Source organism: Flagellimonas sp. B-3 (assembly GCF_056857835.1).
In genome coordinates, this window is record NZ_JBSXNW010000024.1 from 615375 (window position 1) to 634151 (window position 18777).

Consider the following 18777-nt stretch of genomic DNA (forward strand, 5'->3'; position numbering starts at 1 on the left):
TTTGGGTATAGCCTACAACAATATCTTTCCTTTCGTCGAAATTAGAGACATATTTGTTATTGAATACTATATGAAAAAGGGACGCCTGAACAACGTCTTTTTGAACGAATTACAATTAAGGGGCACAAACTAACAGGGCTTATGGCCCATAACCTCTTAAATACTAACGGTGATGAAAAAAAGTAATTCAACGTATAGCATTCTTGTTCTGGCCTTGGCTTTTATGCTGCTTGGTGCTTTTGGTGCGCAAGCTCAAATACTCTACAAACCCGAGCCAGCAGCCAACCCCAACCTTGGGGGAAATACAGCATGGACAGCTGTTTGCGCTTCCAATGGTTTCAATGAATACTTTGTAAGTTTTAATTGGGACCCACCTATGGTGGATAGCAACAACGAGTTTGTGCTAGAGCTATCGGATGCAGACGGATACTTTTCTTCACCCATTGAACTGGCCCGAGTTAGCGACAAGAACACAATTTTCGATTTTGAATTCAAGTTTGCCCTTCCTACTGATATGAGGGGGGATAACTTTAAAATGAGAGTACGGAGTACCTCTCCCGCAAAAACAAGCCCGGCTTCTGAAACATTTTCCATGTACTATATCGACTACAATTCACCGTTATTGATCAGTCAAAATGGAAGTGGAAACATTCCTTCAGGAGGCCTTATTCAATTATGCGGCGGAGGTTCCGTAACCTTAAAGCCACATAACATCCCCAATGCCGCGAACTACATTTACAATTGGTACCGTAGCGGTACGTTGCTTGCGGAAAAATCAGAAGGCATCACCGTTTCTGAACCGGGCATATATTATGTGGAACTGGATTATGGTGATTGCTCAGGCACAGCCAATACCTTATCCAACACCATTGAAATTTCTACAGGCACAAGTTCTGGGTTGGCCATAAATGGCGAAAGCAATGTGGAAATATGTCCTGGGGAAACACATATACTGGAGTCCAACATAAGTGGACAAGGGCTTACCTATACTTGGTACAAAGACGGAAGCATTGTAAGCGGACCAACCGTAGATGCTAGCACATTTACCGTTGATGCAGGAATTAGCGGTTTTGAAGGTTCTTATGAGGTGGAAGTATCCGGTTACGGGATCTGTACAGAACTATCCGACCCTGTAACTATTTCGGGTACAGGTTCTTTTGATATTACCCTGAACAATGAAGAAAACATTGTGCTGCTTCCTTCGCAGACCAAAACATTGTCCGTTAGCACTACTGCATCAAGTGCAACATTCCAATGGTTCAAGAATGGTACTGCCATCGCGGAGGCGACGAGTAACGAATTGACGATTAATGAGATAGGTGAATACTACGTAGAGGTTACGGAAAATGGCGGTTCTTGTAGCCCTGCTCCAGTAGCTTCAACAAAAATTACAATTGTATCGCCCGATGCATTCGAATTTGTGGTAGACTATATTGGAACATATTCCTCTTGCGAAAATACCGATGCTACTTTAAGCCTTACCACTATTAATGCCGTAAGTGATAACGGCACCACTACCAACGTGACCGCAGATTTACAAAACGCTTTTGATTATCAATGGAAGTTGAACGGTATCGATATTTCTGGTGAAACATCAAAAACCATCACTATATCCAACCAAGAGGACAATGGCGAATACACTTTGTTTGGTTCTATTGATGCTTTTGAGGCATTGTCCAACAACCTACAGGTAAAGTTGGCATCCAACGAAACACTCCAAATAACGGCCAATGGCACTGTGCTGTGTGAAGGAGGCGAAGCCATAGTACTTGAGAGCACTTCAGACCTAACCAATGAATCTTTTAAATGGAAGAAAGATGGTAATACAATTGATTCATCTTCCCAGAGTTTAACCGTTACGGAAACAGGTGTTTACCAACTTGTTATTACTTCCAACGAATGTGCATTGATATCCAACGAAGTAACCATTAGTGCCTTTGATGAATCACTATTGGTTTTGGATAAATCCAAAGACCTCATCATTATTGAGGGAGAGACCCAAACTCTTACCGCAAGCGGTGCAGATTCCTATGAATGGTATGATGCGGGTAACAACCTAATTTCTTCGAGCAGTTATTATGACTTTACCGAAGAAGGGGAGTACCTGTTGATTGCCAGCTTCGGAACGTGTACCATAAGCAAAGTGATTACTGTGACCTACAGGGATATGTTCGCCATACCCAATGTTATTACCACCAATGGCGATGGTATTAACGATTTATGGGTGTTGCCCAACTCATATTCCAGAGACCCCAACGTTCTTGTCACCATTTTTAATGAGCGGGGAGAACAGGTATTTAGCCAATCTGGCTATGAAAACAATTGGCCACAATCCACCACATCGTTCAACAAACAAAGCATGATTTTCTATTACAAGATTACACGTGGTGGCAAAAGCCTGAAACAAGGAACTATCACTGTTATTAAATAAGCAGCAATGCAAACCAAGAAACCTCTACTAATACTTGCCATCTTGCTACTTGCCTTCTCTGGAATGAGAGGACAGGAAGAAGGAAACTATGTGCCTTATAACGTCCCTTCCCAAAACCTTTTAAAGTTTAATAGGTTCTTATTGAACCCAACTTTTTCCACGGTTAGGGAGGACAAATCGTACATCAACCTTTTCCACAGAAACCAATCGGTATCTTTTGATGACAACAACCAGGTTTACTTCTTGAGCTATAGTGGTAGGGTGAGTGATAGAAGTGGTGTCGGTCTTAGCTTGTTTACCAACCGCGAAGGCCTTTTTAACAACTTTGGTGTACACGCCAATTATGCCTATGGTGTGCGATTGAGCCCTAAAAGCACATTCACCTTTGGTGCCAATGTTAGCTACTATCAAAGCTCATTTAATCAGGACAGGGTAAATTCCGTAGAGGTAGACCCGTTTTTGAATACTTTGGAGAGCAGTTCCCTGGTAAGCTTTCAACCCGGCTTTAATTTTTCCCTGGGCCGTTTTGACATTGGTGGTTTTGCAGAAAACCTATTTGATTACAACTTAAAAACAAGTGAATCTGTAACCGATTTTAACGAGAAAACATACTCCGGACACCTACAATATACCCATCAGTTTGAAAACGGAAGGGGTATTATGGAAAGTGCCCGTTTAATGCCCTTGGCCAGAGTGCGCAAAGTAGGTGAAGAAAACATCACACTAGGTGGAAACTTAATTCTTGACCTACCTAAATTAGGCTGGGTGCAAGCAGGGTACGACGACTTTTATGGGGCATCGGCAGGACTTGGTTTTAATCTAACTAAAAACATATCTCTGGGTTATACCGTAGAAAAAGGCCTCTCCAACGAATTTGAAAATTTTGGTGTTACCCACGAAATCTCCTTGGCATACTCCTTTACGCCCAACCTTACCGAAGATCGTGTAATGCTCGAAACAGAGGGGGAAGAATTGGTTTCCAATGATGAGGAAGTACCACAGGACAGTCTTAATATTACCGATAAGGATCTTGAAATTGCCCGGCTAAAAGACAAACTGGCCGAAAACGACGCCATACTGGATGAGTTGTTGATGCGTCAAGATTCCATAGAATCAACGCGCAAACAAGACTTGGAAAGACGTTTTGAAACCGTAATGAAAATGGTCCAACGCGAAACCCGGGGTCAAAACCCCGCCTTGGAGCAAAAAGCCAAGGAAGTATACTTTGCCAATATGGACAGCGCCGATATCGTGACCCAAAGAAAACAACCTTTGGCCAACCACGGACTATCCAACAACACCTCAACCAAAAAGGTCATCAAGATCAACAAAACAAAAGGCATTGCCAGGGCAACTTACGCATCAAACCCAAGTGCAAAAAAGGATAATACCTATAGGCCTTCAAAAAGCAAAAAACCTGGTTTCAAGTCCCATGCCGTACCCAATGTGGAAAGCGGTCATTATTTGATTGCCAATGTTTTTAGAGACCCCAACAACGTAAATGCTTTTATTGAAAAACTAAGGGCTCAGGGAATTGATGCTGACTATTTCCAAAACCCAAAAAACGGTCTTAACTACGTTTACATTGGGGACTTTGGCAACAAAACGGATGTTTTGGAAGCTTACCACAGCAAAATGAACGGCACATACCAAGGTGATGCCTGGGTAATGAACGTGAACAATGGTAACTCTCAAATAGCGGGGTATTCGGGAGTGGTCAACAAACGCAGCTCCAAATACGAAAACAATCTATTGTCCAAAAATGTAGCCAACAGTTCCAAAGGAAAACGCAATGTTGTGATCAGATCCCAATCCGTTGACGGACTGCCAGAAGGCTTTTACATCATCGCCAATGTTTTTGAAAGCTCCTCAAGCGCCAAAGAATTTGTAAAGGAACTGAATGCAAGAGGGTTACATGCAAGCTATTTTATAAGCCCAGAGGACAAGCACAGGTACGTGTATTTGAAAAAGCACGAAACATGGAACAACGCCTTAACATCTTACTATACCAAACTTAACGCTTCGTATAACGACGATATGTGGATTATGCGAATCAAGTCAAACACAACCATTTAAAAACCACCATCCTATGAAAAAATCACTACTCAGGTGGGGCACATTAATCTGTATACTCTTGTTTTCGTATACAGGTATATCACAAGTAAAAAACACCTTTGACGCTCGTTATAAGAACAAACTCAAAGGAGACATAACGTTTATTGCGAACAATATAGTAAACAGGGATACCTCGTCAGAAGATCCTGAAGACCCTTATAATACCACTGGTTGGTGGTCTGCATACAACGACGACCTCAATATGCAATACATTGATATTGATGGGGACCCATCAACATTCAGTTCCAGTAGTGCAACATTGTCCGTACCAGACCCCAGTTGTTCCAAGATTAGGTATGCCGGGCTGTATTGGTCCGCCGTATATACAGATAGTGATCGAAGTGATTTCAACCAAGTAAAATTTAGGGTTCCCGGTGGTTCCTATGTTGATTTGACCGCGGACGAAATCCTATTTGATGGTTATAATGATGGCGATTTTGGGTACTATGCCCCTTACGCATGTTATAAGGATGTGACTTCCATTGTTACTGGACTCACCGATCCACAAGGTGATTATTTTGTTGGCAACGTAAGGGCCAGCTCCGGCAGCTCCATCCAAGGTGGTGTTTCTGGGGGATGGACCATGGTCGTCGTCTATGAAAACCCGACCTATCCAGGAAAATTCATCACTACTTTTGATGGTTATGCGGGTGTTAAGTCCGGAGAAACCGTGGACATTCCCTTTAGTGGGTTTACCACCCTGCCCCCTCCTTTTCCTGTGCGTGCAAAATTGGGCGTGGCAACCTTGGAGGGCGACAATAGAATTACTGGAGATCAACTCGCCTTTAAGGCGGATAGCAATGGTTCTTTTACAACATTGTCCAACAGCGCTAACCCCTCCAATAACTTTTTCAACAGTAATATTACCAACGAAGGAAGTATTGTTACCACCCGAAATCCCAATAGTGTAAACACTTTAGGATGGGATGTGGATATGTTTACCATTCCCAACCCGAGCAATTCCGTTATTCCCAATGATGAAACAGGAGCCACATTTAGGGCTTCGTCCACGCAAGATAAGTACGACATTTTCTTCACCTCAATGGATGTAGAAATTATAGAGCCCAAGATAAACTTGGCCAAAACGGTCGAGGATATTGCGGGCAACGATATTACCGGACAAGGGGTACATCTTGGACAATATTTGGATTATGTGCTTGCGTTTGAAAATGTGGGCAACGATGATGCAGTCGGCTATACCATCAGGGACGTACTGCCCATCAATGTAACCCTCGACGAGTCCAGTATAACCATGCCAACAGGTACAACCTATACTTTTGACCCGGCAACCCGAACCATTGTTTTTACTATCCCCGATAATATTGTTGAAGAGGATGATCCAGCTGCCTCCATTCGCATGCGGGTACAAGTGGCCGAAAACTGTTTTGACTTCATCGATGCCTGTACCGACATCATCGAAAACTTGGCTTATTCAACTTATAGTGGTGCAATAAATACCGCTCCAATAACCGACGACCCCAGTGTGTACGATTTTGACGGCTGTGGTTTTCCCTATCCCGGGGCCACCAATTTCCTTTTGGACGACCTTAGTGCCTGTAACTTTACACGAACCGTTCAGCTCTGCGGCGAAAACGTGCTTTTAGATGCAGGTGACAATTTCGACAATTATATCTGGTATCGCGACGAAAACGGGAACAACACTATCGACATTGGTACCGATACGGTGATCACGGACAGTGATTCCGACAACGACCCAAGCACCATATTGGTTGATGAAACCGGAACTTACATTGTGGATAAGCAAGTTGCCGACCCCTGTAAGGATTTTGCTGAAATAATCGTTGTTGAGCTTTTTGGTGAAACACAGAGCAACCCCATTACGGCTTTGATCAACGATACCTCCAATACCATAGACGGAGATATTCTCGTATGTCCCAACGATGGCAGCGAACTGCCGGAAATTTTCTTGTGCGGATTAAATGATACCGAACTCATTCAAATCAATATTCCAGATGCCCAGAGCATAGTTTGGGAAAAGTTGGATGAATCCAGCTGTACGGAAGCTACCGATGGATGCGCCAACACCAATGCCAGTTGTACTTGGAACACGGTTGATACGGGCAATGACTTTTTAGCCTCGGATTCCGGTCAGTACCGATTGGTCATCAATTATCAGAACGGATGTTTTAGTCGATTCTATTTCAATATCTACAAAAACCCGTTAGACCCACAATACACTTCCAGAGATATTATCTGTGATACTCCCGGGAACATTACGGTAACCAATATGCCTTTGAGCTATGAGTACCAACTTGTAGACCAAACCACGGGCAATGTATTGGTTCCCTACGGACCAAGCCCAAGCTTCGATATTACCACAAATGGAGCTTATATGGTAGAAATGAGACAAGAGGGCGTAACCGATGGTTGCGTATTTGTACTCGACAACATTGGTATTCTCGAAAGGGATTTTCAAGTGGACATTACCGCCCAAAATACAAGTTGTAACGATTTGGGTGCAATTTCCATTTCCGTTTTGGATGTGGAGCCACAATACTATTACACCATTTCCCAAGGCGGCGTAGAGGTGGATACCCATGGTCCGTCCATAGACAATAATTATACCTTTGAAAACCTAAATAGTGGGGTTTACGATGTTGCTGTTTCCACTGATGATGGATGTGTCTATACGGAACAGGTCACAATTCTTGATCAATCAAACCTGAAACTGACCGCAAGGGTCTCTCAGCACATTACCTGTAAGGAAGGAAACATTCAGCTTCACTGGGATGGTGGACAACCACCTTTCAGTTATGCCATTTGGTCCTTTGTGGATGAAGACGGCAATGCTGTTATCTCCTATCCAACCGTTGAGGATATTCCGCCTTCCGAGTTTCTAAGCGATAATGATCGTATTTTTGATATTTGGGAACCAGGCGATTATACCTTTATTGTAGTTGATAAAAACAATTGCTATGCCCTATCCAACACGGTTTCCATTGAATTCAGACCTGGTGCTGATTTTGACCCCACCACGGTCATCGATGTGCTCTGTAATGGCGAATCCTCGGGGTCCATTACATTCAACCTTGTAAAAGCCAATGGCTACCAACTCACCTACCATTTGTTCGATGCCACAGGTTTTGATGAAGAAAATTACGACTATGCCAACGCCTTGGCCACCAACTCATCAGGAAACTTTCCTGGTTTGGCCAATGGTGATTATGCCATAGTAATCGAACAGAGCAATGGATCTGCTTCCTGTGATTATTTTGAATACCAAACTATCGATGCCCCTGCAGCTGCCTTGGATTTAGATGCCGTTATAGTACAAGAGTACAGTTGTTTACAAGACGGCATTATCGAAGCCCAAAATGTAACAGGTGGTGCCGCTCCCTACCAATACAGCATAGACGGGGTGACTTTTGACAGTTCCCCTACTTTCTCCAATCTAACAGATGGCACCTACACCATAACTGTTAGGGACGCCAATGGTTGTACCTTTTCCGATGCTATTACAATAGCCCCATTGGACCCACCAACAGACTTGGTCTTCAATTCCACGGTTCCAGGATGTCCCGATCAAACTTCGGATGTAACAGTAACCGTTGCTGGGGGAACAGCTGCCTTTGTTTACGAAATTATTGCCCCCTCTCCCATAGCGCCAAATACCACTTCCGGAGATACAGCTACTTTTAATGATCTAGACCCGGACACTTATACCTTCAGGGTTACCGATGCCACTGGATGTGTTTACACGGAAAGCTATACCATTGCCCCAACAACACCTATTGGCGTTGTGGGCCAAGCAATGGCCAATATAAGCTGTATTGATGCTGAAGATGGGGAAGCCCTTTTCACGGTTTCCGGATTTAATACCTCATACGATTACACCATAACCGGGCCTTCGGCATATTCCAATACAGGAACAGCCCAAACCAATGCTTCCGTTTCAATAAGTAATTTGGAGGCAGGCACTTACAACATTGCAGTAACAGACAATGAAACCAATTGTACCGATACGGCAACAGTAACTATTGACGCTCCACCTTCACCCATTGATGCAACACCAACAATTGAACAGCCTACATGTATAGTAGATGGATCGGTGAATATTACGGCCACAGGCGGATGGGGAAGCTATACTTACGAAATTATTTCCGGCCCTACAGGTTATACTCCTCCAGCACCACAATCCAACGGCTTGTTCGGGAATTTGACCATTGTGGGGGACTATACCTTTGAAGTTACGGACGCTAACGGTTGTGAATTCACGGATATATTCACCATTAATGAGGCTGTTGAACCCGTTCTAGAAATTGTCCCCAACGATATTTGCTATGACGATGCCGTAGGATTGACCTTGACCGCCAATGTAACTACTGGTGGCGACGGAAATTATCAGTACAGCTTAAACGGAGGTCCCTTTGGAACAAACAATGTGTTTACCGGGCTTGCACCAGGAGATTACACGATTGAGGTTAGGGACGGTAACGATTGTACCGATACCGCTTCCATAACCATAGATCCGGAACTTAGCGTTGTGGCTTCTGCCCCAAATATTGCTGCCTGCGAAACAGATACCGATGTAACCATTACCGCTGCCGGTGGAGATGGAAATTATGTGTATGCCTTGGTAGCCGCCGGAGCAACGCCAGCCGATGCAGACTTTGCCCCAACAAACCCGATTACAGGTGTTGTTGCAGGCGATTATGATGTCTATGTAAGGGACAATGCTGGTGGAACAGATTATTGTGAAGCTGTTTATCCCATTACCATTGTCCAAGATGATCCGTTGGCCATTTCAGTGACCAATACCGATATTCTTTGTAGTGGTGAGTCACAAGCACAAATTACCATAACAGCAAGTGGTGGAGAAGCACCATACACTTACAGTATCGACAATGGTGCTACATATCAAACCTCCAATACATTTTATAATCAACCAGCTGGCAGTTATAATATTCGCGTAAGGGATGCCAACAATTGTGAAATAACCGAAATATACTCCATTACAGAGCCTATTACCCTTTCAGCTTCTGCGGCAGTAACGGCCTTGGCAGAATGTAACCCTGGTATGGGAGCTGAGGTAAGGATCACCAATGCCATTGGAGGAACAGCTCCATACGAATATAGTTTTGATGGAGGCTCGACATACGATACAACATCAATTGGCTATTTGCTTCCGGGAACACACACCCTTTATATAAGGGATGCCAACTTGTGTACATATCCAATGACGGTTACTATAGACCCAGAACCAACACCGCCTAGTGCAACAGCTACTATTGATTATGAGTGTGATGGCGAAGGAACGATTACAGTAACACCTGATAGCCCAGATTTTGACTACACTTACGAAATTGATGGAATTGCGAACACACCAAGTACGTCCAATACATTTAGCGATGTAGCTGTGGGAAGCCACACTATAACCGTAAATTACGTAAGTAATTCGGCACCAAGTCCAAGTATTTTGCTTTCCGAAAACTTTGGGGTAGGACCAAATACAAGTATTTCTGAAATAGATCCCGTTTATTGTTATGAACCACAAAACGGAACTTTAAACTCGTGTGGTTGGACGCCCATCGATACCCATATTCAAGATGGGGAATACTCTGTAACACAAGATATCGCCAATCCTTATGGAACCTGGGAAAGCCCTAATGACCATTCTGGGTTGTCCAACGGAAGGTTCTTGGCCATCAATGTGGGAGGAGTAGCCGGTGTAGGTGGTATTGTATATCAAAAAACAGGTGTAGAGGTAATTCCAAACAGAGATATTACCGTATCGCTTTGGGCTTTCAACCTATTACGTAATGGGGAAAATGGAGGAGATCCATCCATAGAAATCCAATTGGTAGATGGAGGAGGAAACGTAATTCAAAGTACAACTACTGGAAGCATTCCAAAAAATACTGGCGCCACCGATTGGCACGACTATAGTGTAACACTTAACCCTGGTGCCTATTCCAATTTGGATATCGTAATCCGTACAAACTCTTCCGTTACAAATGGAAATGATATCGCCATAGATGACATCGAGGCATATCAAATTCCGGAAGTTTGTGGTGGATCTATCACATTGGATGTAAATGTTGAGGATGGCCATGCTTTTGATGGAGCCATTACCGCCCACACGGACATTACTTGTAACGGCGATGCCGATGGTACCATCACTTTTGAAGCCGAAAACTTTGATTCAGGTATTGGTTTTGAATATGAAATTAACAATAGTGGTGTGTTTACCACTTCTACCACAAGTCCGATAACCATTACTGGATTAGCAGCAGGAACACATACCATCAACATAAGAGATTTAAGAGACCCTACATGTTCCGTTGTCCTGACCCAAGATCTTACACAACCCGATGTGGTTGATGTTTCTGCTTCGGTTACTACAGAGTTAACCTGTACCAATGGTGGGGCAACCATAACCGCCACTGCTACGGGAGGTACACCGGCCTATCAATATCAATTGGAAGATACGAGTGGTACGCCTATCGTAACCTACCAATCTTCCAATGAGTTCCCTGGACTTGCCGCAGGCGATTATGTGGTAAGGGTACAGGATGCCAATATGTGTGAGGATGTAACCGGAACCATAACCGTAGTACCCCCTGCCGATATTACGTTTGATGTAACACCAACCTTATGTTATAGTGGCAACAACGATGGGAGCATCCAAGTAGATGTAACCAGCGGGAACGGAAACTATCAGTTCAGTATAAATGGTGGCGCTTGGATGACACCTTCTACTCCAACCGATACAACCTATACTTTTGAGAACTTAACAGCAGGAACTTACACCATTGATGTTCGTGATGGGTATGGGTGTGATGAGCAGGCTACAGCAACAATCAACCCTGCCTTGACTGCCTCGGCCTTCCTCGACAGCGATTTGACTTGTTTGGACGATGCAACTATTACCATAACTGCAAATGGAGGTGCAACTCCTTACTCCTATCAATGGTCCAACGATGGCGGAACTACCTATAATTCAACTGGATTTACTGGCAACGTGTTCAACACAAATACAGATGGAACCTATACGTTCCTTGTAACCGATTCTGCTGGTTGTACAACAACGACCAACAGTATTGTGGTAACACCTGCCTCTCAACCTGTGATAAGCAGTGTTACGCCAACCGACATATTGTGTAATGGGGAAAGTACCGGTGCTTTGGATATTGTTATTGACACCTCCGTGGGGGTTCCGCCTTATACAATCAATGTCGTAGAAACCATTAGTGGTGCAGTTTACGGCACCCAGACTACAGGATTACCTGCCGGTTCTTACGAAGTAACTGTAACCGATGCCAAAGGTTGTGTATCAGATCCATTCCCAGTAGTTATTTCTGAGCCGACAGCCATCATTCCAAACACAACACATACAAATTTAACCTGTGCGGCAAGTGGTACAGAACTAGGAACCATTACAGTAGATGCCTCGGGAGGATCACCAACTTATATATACGAGGTATTTAACAATGATTATAATGTAAATCTAACCTATGATACCTCTACTGGTACCAATGACCACACATTCACTGGATTGGATTTTGGTGATTATACTGTTGTAGTTACTGACTCCAATGGATGTCAAAATATCTCAACGGTGACCATAACCACTGGCCCCGATGTGTTGATAACCACACAAGGCACTGCTGGTTGTACTCCTGGTAGTGGTGAAATGTTAGTTGAGGCAGATGCTTTAAATGGAACACTTGGAACAGGGACTTTTTATTTTGCCCTATATCCAGCTCCTACATTTAACGCATCGGATCCTGCATGGTTTCCTGAGGATGTATCCCCTGCACCTGATAACTCCCATTTGTTCACTGGTTTAACACCCGGAGTTACCTATACATTTATCGTTTATGATGAGGATACGGAATGTGAATACCTTCAAGAAGCCACTGTTCCTGTTTCAACAACTTCTAGCTTAGATTCATCAATTGACACTGTTACTGATATTACTTGTACTGGTGCAGCCGATGGTAGTGTTGAATTTACTGTTTGGGATTATGTTGGAACCAATGTGAACTATGAAATTTTCTATGCTACAACCAACATTGCTACTGGAATCACAGGATCGATTTCTGGAGCTGTTGGTGGTCCAGAAACCGATACGGCAACAGGATTAAGTCCAGGTGAATATTATATTCTTTATGAAGATGAGAATGGTTGTGTTTCAGCATCTGACTCCTTTGTAATACAACAATCACCAACATTGCTTGAGGTAATCGCTGAATCTCCAACCAATGACAATTGTACCCCAAATGCTGGGGTAATAACAGCAAATGCTCAATTTGGTACAGCTCCTTATGAGTACCTATACCTACCTGCTTTAGACCCTGCTCCAACCGCCTCTACAACTGGTTGGACAAGCAGCACAACAGCAAATGTTGAGGCGGGAGATTACATTGTTTACGTAAAAGATGCCAACGATTGTATACAGAGCGATCCTGTAACTGTTCTTCTCGACCCAAGCCCGGAAATATCCATTGCAGTAGTGGATGAATGTGTGGATGAAGGTTTATTTGAAGTAATGGTTACTTTGGACAATCCAGCTGATGCCATGGCTCCTTTCCAAATCAGTGTAAATGGTGCTGCCTTCCAGAACTTTACTTTTGATGGAAGCAACCAATATCTGATTTCCGGATTGAGTTCAGGCGATAACCAGACTATCGAGGTAAGAGACTTAAACGGTTGTATTGATTCCGAAACATTCGACATCCATCCACCACTTGAATTCAACGTAATTCAAACCGTGGCTTTAGATTGCGAGTCTGGCACCAATGCTTATGCAGAATTGGAAATCGAAGTGATTTCTGGATCAGGAAATTATGAATTTATCATAGATGGACCGGGAACGGCATACGATATGCCCCAAAGCACCTTGACCCTTGACGCTTCCAACAAGTTTGTTTGGGACGGTGCAGGAGCTGCCGGAAGTTATGACGTTATCGTCTTTGATATGGGCACAGCACCGCCAAACTGTCCAAAAACAGTTACCATAGATGTGCCCGAAGCTCCCTATCCATCATTTACTTACACTTATACAGATGTTAGCTGTTATGGCGCCGATGATGGAACCATTTCCGTACAGGCTGTGGACAACGGTATTGGACCTTATACTTTCGAAATCATTGCAGCTTCGGATGGCTCTATCAGTACTCCGATTGCTCCTACTAGTTCAACAGCCACAACAGCTATCTTTGAAAATCTACCTGGTTCCGTAGCAGGAATTACCTATGATATTCAGGTTACCGCAGCAAATAATTGTGCCGATACTGAAACGGTAACCATTACCGAACCAGACCCTGTTGTAATCTCTGATGTAGATGTCGTTCAGTTTGGTTGTGTTGCGGGCAACAATATGAACAACGCCACGATCACAGTAGATCCGGCCGACATATCCGGTGGAACCGGAACCTATGTCCGCTACCAGTTCAGGGATAACATATTTGGTACTGTCCTACAAGATGGTTCCAACAACGTCTATGTTGAAACGGATACCAATGGTAGGGATATAAGGGTTACTGTATACGACGAAAACGGTTGTTCAGGTTATATAGATGCCTTGATAAATCCCTTTGACGAGATAATTGATGCTGAAGCTAACATTACAAATGACTTAAGCTGCGCCCCTGGTGGGGATGGGGAAATTACCATTACGGTAACATCGACCTTAGGCGACACATCCCGTTTTGAATACAGTGACGACAACGGTAGTACTTGGCAAGATTCCAATGTGTTCGGTGGTTTGGATGCGGATACCCACAATTTCTTAATACGTCACAAGGATACAGGTTGTATGGTTTCAACTTCCGAAACCATTACCGACCCCAACACATTCGATATAGATCTAAATGTGGTAAGCAATGTCATCTGTTATGGTACAGCTACAGGCGAAGTAACCTTTGAACTTGTGGACGCCACATATACAGGAGGATTTAATTGGACCATTTACAACACCAATGGTACACCTGTCAACACAGCTGATGATATTCCTGTAACCAACGGTATTTCAGCGACCACTGGCCCTGAAACATATAGTGGCCTGCCCACAGGCAGTTACCGCTTGGTCATTTCACAAGATGCATTCCCGGAATGTACCAATGAGGAAGCCTTCAACATTGCAGGACCTAATGCGGCAATTACAGGAAATAGGGTTGTAACTCCGATAACCTGTAATCCTGGAAACGATGGTATTATTGAAATAACAGCTTCTGGTGGATGGGGAGGATACTCCTATTATGTAGGTGTTTCTTCTCCAACAGGATCTACAGATTATGACTCTAATCCTAAGATTGAAAACCTTACGGCAGGTACTTATGAGGTTTGGATCATAGATCAAGAAGGATGTGCTTTACAATTACCCGATGTTGACTTGAGCGTTCCAGACCCCATCGTGGCAGATTTGAGAATCAATAACGACAATTGTGTTGCCTTTGAAGGGGAAATAGAAGTTGTCGGCATACCTGCCAGTAATCCTGTTACGGGAGGCCAAGGTAGTAACTATAGCTATCAATTGATCAAGGATGGAAGCAACTTTGGGTCTCCCCAATCAAGTAACATTTTCCGTGGATTGGGTGCTGGTTCTTACGAAGTTCTGATTACTGATCAATGGGGCTGTTCTGAAACCGTTGGTCCCGTGGAACTATATGATGTAATGACCCTTACCAATACTACGGTGGTCAAGCCTATAACCTGTGATCCTAGCAATCCAGGAGGTGAGGTCAGACTAACCGTCTCAGGGGGTTCCTCGGATTATTCCTATGAAGTGTTGTTCCCCGATAATAGTACAGCCACCAGTCCAAATGGGGTGTTTACTGGGCTCGACCAAGTGGGAACATATACTTTCACCATTACGGATAACAATACCACATCCTCCAATTGTGAAATCATTGTTACCCAACAGCTGGATGCCCCGGTAGTTCCTGAATTAGTGGATGCAACTATTATAGATGTAAGTTGTGCTGGAGGAAGTGATGGTAGTATTTTAGCCCAACTAGATTCCGCCACAGCACTGAATCCACCATACCAATACGAATTGATTGGCTTGAGTCCTGGTGCACCGAGCAGACCGCTTCAAGATGAGCCATTGTTCGAAAATCTACCAGAAGGAGATTACCAAGTGCGCGTAGTATCTGAAAGGGAGTGTGAGGCTGTCAAAACCGAAACCGTTGGGGAGCCTGATCCATTGGCCGCTACGGCTACAACTACACAATTAGCTTGTGATACCAATAATGGAACGCAACAAGCCGAAATAGAAGTAACCATCGACCCAACTAGTGGTACACCAAACTACTTTTACAGTGTAAATGGTGGCACGTTTATGCCAACTGGTGGAAATGTCTTCACTTATTACACTTCCGTGGCCGATGATTATGATATAGTTATAAGGGACAGCAATGGATGTACTTTTGCATTGCCTACTCAAACAATAGATCCATTACCTCAAATGGATTTGAACATAACCAATGTGGTTGATATAAGTTGTGCCAATAGTGGAGAAGAAATCACGGTAATTGCGAGCGGACAATCATCTCCCTATAATCTGACCTTTGAGGTTTTGGAAACCGGGGATATACAAACAGTTTCAACTGATAGATATACATTTACGCTTCCTAACCATGGAAACTATACCATTCAGGTAACGGATAATGGTACTGGATGCTACGAGTTTATCACCCATACCGTCGAACCTTATGACCTTATAGATGTAACGGCCACCGCCACATCACCGGCAGTTTGTTTTGATGATGCCGGAGAATTGACAATTGATGTAACGGGCTATACAGGAGCTTACAATTATGAAGTGTTCAGAAATGATGGTACCCTAATTGTATCAGATAATGCAAACACGTCAACAGGATCATTGGCAATAACCCATCCTGATTTGGTAGGTGGTAACTATTATGTTGAAGTAGAAGCTACCGAAGCGCCATTCTGTCATGCTAGATCTGGTTCCGTTACCATTATATCACCAAGCAGTGAATTGGCGGTTGTCCCAGAGCAGGTGGCCAGCGTTACCTGTACCGATAATATGGGCGAAGTACTCATTGCTCCGACAGGTGGTTATGCTCCTTACGATATAGTATTGACCAATATTACCACAACACAATCCTACACCATGAACGATGTACATAGTTATGTGTTCACTGGTCTTTCCGCTGGTTCTTATGAAGTAAGGGTAACCGATAGTGAAGGTTGTGAAATTATTGATAATACTTCTTTAACCTTAAATCCTGTAGATCCAATTACTGCAGACATTGATGCTGCTCCAATTGACCTATTGTGCTTTGGAGATGAAAGTGCATCCGTATGGGCGTACAATGTTGCTGGAGGGGAAGGTTCTTACAACTACCTGTTGAACTATTATGATGAAACCGGAACAAACATTGTGTTTACTTCTGGTGAACAAGGAAGCCCAAGATTCAACAATCTGGGTGCCGGAACCTACAGCATCACCATTACCGATGGTTGGAACTGTAGTTTTACAACAGATCCAGTAACCATAACTGAACCATCCGAAGTAATGGCATCTTTGGTACAATTGAGCGGAATGACCTGCAACGATGATGCTCAACTGGAATTAACGGCATCTGGCGGTACTGCACCTTATTTTTATAGTACAGATGGTGTTACCTTTAACCCAATGAGCGGTGGGGACACCCATACATTCAATGTAGGTGCAGGTACTTATCAATATTATGTGCGTGATGCCAATGGTTGTGATGCCATGATATCAAACCAAATAACTGTTGACGAAGTTCCGGAATTGATGCTGGAAATCGACGAGTCTGCGGCCATTATCAACTGTATGGGAGAAGCATCCGCTACCATTATTGCACAAGCAACAGGTGGTTTGGGCAATTACAGTTATGAGTTGTTCACCGATGCAGCCTTGACCAACTTGGTTGATGGACCGCAAACCAATGGAACATTCAACGAATTGGTCGCTGGCGAATACTATGTAAGAGTAACCAGCGAGGACTGTGTTGAGGTATCTTCTGTAATTACTATAGTTGATCCAGCACCACTACAGATAGATAGAGAAGAATTTACCAATATTACATGTTCAGGAATGAACGACGGTACAATTACTGTTGAAGTGTCGGGGGGAACAGGTGAAATCCAATACGCTATTTCACCCAATCTAGATCAGTTTGATACGACGAACACATTTACTGATCTAGAACCCGGCATCTATGATGTAATCGCTCAGGATGCGAACGGATGTTTCATTACCTTCCAGTTTGAGATTACACAACCAGAACCTGTCGTGGCCGAAGCCATCAACATTATGGATGAGGTATGTTTTGAAAGTGGGGATGGTTCGTTCGAAATTCAAATATCCGGAGGTACTGCCCCGTATCAAACAAGCCTGAATTCCAGTGCCGATGCAAACTTTGTTCAAGATCAGGTCTTGTTCCAAGATTTGCCCGCAGGAACGCATGTAGTATTTGTAAGGGATGCCCAAGGTTGCGAAACCAACGTAATTGTGGAAATTGATCCAGGAGTAAACTTGGCGGCTACCGTAACGCCTGTTTACGAGTGTACCGAAAATATTCCTGATAATTACTTGGACATCGTACTGGAAGATGAATCCATTGCAGGAGACCTAATGTATGCCCTGGATTCGACAGATCCAGCAGATATGCGACTATCCGCTGATTTTACCAACATGACACCGGGCGACCATTACATTACCATTGCACATACCAATGGATGTATGACCACTTATGACTTTACCATTGAAACATTCGAACCACTTGTCCTAAGCTTGGAGAACAGCACCATTAACCAAATTACAGCAATTGCAGAAGGTGGTGTGGAGGATTATACCTTCTACTTCAATGGCATTGATAACGGAACCGATAATACGTTCTATATCAACAGAACCGATACCTATACCGTTACTGTGGTAGATCAGAACGGTTGTGAAGCCACTGCTGAAATTTTTATGGAATTCATAGATATCGAGTTCCCTAACTTCTTCACCCCAGATGGCGATGGCCGTAATGATATATGGATACCCGATAATCTTGAAGGCTTCCCAGATGTACTAATTAAGATTTACGATCGTTATGGTAGAGTAGTGGAAGAGATGACCCGAAACGTTAAAGGTTGGGACGGTAATTACGACGGAAAACCATTGCCTACCGGAGATTACTGGTATGTTGTTAAACTTGAAGGAGAACAAGACTTTAGAGAGTTTGTAGGCCACTTTACATTATACAGAGAATAACATAACCTAC

General features: G+C 43.6%; 3 protein-coding genes. All 3 read left to right on the forward strand.

The annotated features are described in order from the left end of the window. The first annotated feature begins 172 nt into the window (after positions 1 to 172). Genes AC13CS_RS15370 through AC13CS_RS15380 form a run of 3 tightly spaced genes read left to right on the forward strand, consistent with a single transcriptional unit; the run spans position 173 to position 18767 of the window. A complete protein-coding gene (locus AC13CS_RS15370; protein WP_293166237.1) occupies positions 173 to 2431 on the forward strand; it encodes a T9SS type B sorting domain-containing protein in 2259 nt (752 codons plus the stop codon). 6 nt (positions 2432 to 2437) lie between these two features. Beyond that, a complete protein-coding gene (locus AC13CS_RS15375; RefSeq protein WP_293166235.1) occupies positions 2438 to 4507 on the forward strand; it encodes a PorP/SprF family type IX secretion system membrane protein in 2070 nt (689 codons plus the stop codon). A 13-nt stretch (positions 4508 to 4520) separates the two neighbouring features. Then, entirely contained in the window at positions 4521 to 18767 is a 14247-nt protein-coding gene (locus AC13CS_RS15380; RefSeq protein ID WP_293166233.1) for a T9SS type B sorting domain-containing protein, read from the forward strand. Positions 18768 to 18777: the final 10 nt, after the last annotated feature.

What these genes read in the sequence shown, in the direction of transcription:
- AC13CS_RS15370 (WP_293166237.1), top strand. Translation starts at nt 173, where the DNA reads ATGAAAAAAAGTAATTCAACGTATAGCATTCTTGTTCTGGCCTTGGCT.
- AC13CS_RS15375 (WP_293166235.1), top strand. Translation starts at nt 2,438, where the DNA reads ATGCAAACCAAGAAACCTCTACTAATACTTGCCATCTTGCTACTTGCC.
- AC13CS_RS15380 (WP_293166233.1), top strand. Translation starts at nt 4,521, where the DNA reads ATGAAAAAATCACTACTCAGGTGGGGCACATTAATCTGTATACTCTTG.